We start from the raw sequence: 1069 nt of genomic DNA, 5'->3' as shown, positions 1-1069 counted from the left end.
ACGCCGACGCGTGCACCTTCTTTCTTCCACCTTACGGATCATCAACAGGCGTGGTAATTTATATATAAAAGACAAACGCAAGAAAGACCAAGTACCTTACTTAATACCTGATCTCTTTATGGAAGACTATTTACTTATAGATCATCATCAAATTGTAATTCCAGCTAATGAAGTAGCAAAGAAGAGAAATAAGGCACATCAACAGAATGTATATATAGAATTTTCATCACTTCTTGCGTGCCAGCAGCCTCCCTAAAGAACTCCATCGAATTCCTTTCGTATTAGCATGCCTTTTATTTGCCCAAGCAGCCAGACTTTCACTCACTTCTTTGGTTAAAATCCCTTGAACATAGTCTTGCTCTTTAATAGCAGATAATACATAGCTTGGAAAATCAGGATGCGTCTCCAGTGTCCTGGATAACGAAGCACTAAATAGAAGCGACTCAAAAGAAGTTAACCACCATACTCGGAAAATCTCCAAAGCAGCCTTTTCCTTCTCTTTCATACTTTTGTTATCCGTGCATAAAATTTGATACGCCCGTTTCCCTATCTCCTTCCTTACTTCAAAAAATATATAGGTTGGCCACTTATTATCGTCCGCATGATAAGCATTATAAGATAGAATTTTCTTGTGTCGGTATCCGTGAACGATACGCTCACCTGGACGACTATGCACATAGGTACAGCCACAGTCTATACAGGTAACAGTGTTATTCAAGTTTTTCATTCCCTTCTTTTTCTCATTTTCCTCCTTCAAAAGCCTTGAGGTAATAAGAATGAAACTTCAATCAATAGGGGTCTTACTGCCCGTTAAACGTAGGATAAACGAACCGTCGCCGGCCTGAATTTTTACATAGCAATTCTATCTATAACTTCTGAACAATTTCTGAACAATAGCCCCCCACTCTTCCAACCACGTTATCATGTCAAACTATCAAGTGTAACTTATATAGGTTTCTGTATATATTTTGTATAGGTGCAGCTGATATACTCGTTTAGTAAAATTTCAATCAAAATCTATCAGAAGAGATTGCTTGTGAACTACCCACCACTTAAAACCTAACGATTT

General features: G+C 38.1%; 2 protein-coding genes. One reads left to right on the top strand and one right to left on the bottom strand.

What is annotated here, in order from left to right; genetic code table 11:
- A partial coding sequence (locus HMPREF0083_RS29160) for a hypothetical protein (RefSeq protein ID WP_209421099.1) occupies positions 1–256 on the top strand: 256 nt, incomplete at its 5' end.
- Here the strand turns inward: HMPREF0083_RS29160 and HMPREF0083_RS25880 are convergent.
- Positions 227–727, bottom strand: coding sequence for a hypothetical protein (locus HMPREF0083_RS25880; protein ID WP_040305232.1), 501 nt, complete (start codon positions 725–727; stop codon positions 227–229). The genes HMPREF0083_RS29160 and HMPREF0083_RS25880 overlap by 30 nt on opposite strands.
- Between the last annotated feature and the right edge of the window lie 342 nt (positions 728–1069).

Source organism: Aneurinibacillus aneurinilyticus ATCC 12856, from assembly GCF_000466385.1.
In the GTDB taxonomy this organism is placed as follows: domain Bacteria; phylum Bacillota; class Bacilli; order Aneurinibacillales; family Aneurinibacillaceae; genus Aneurinibacillus; species Aneurinibacillus aneurinilyticus.
This window is presented reverse-complemented; position numbering and strand designations above follow the sequence as displayed.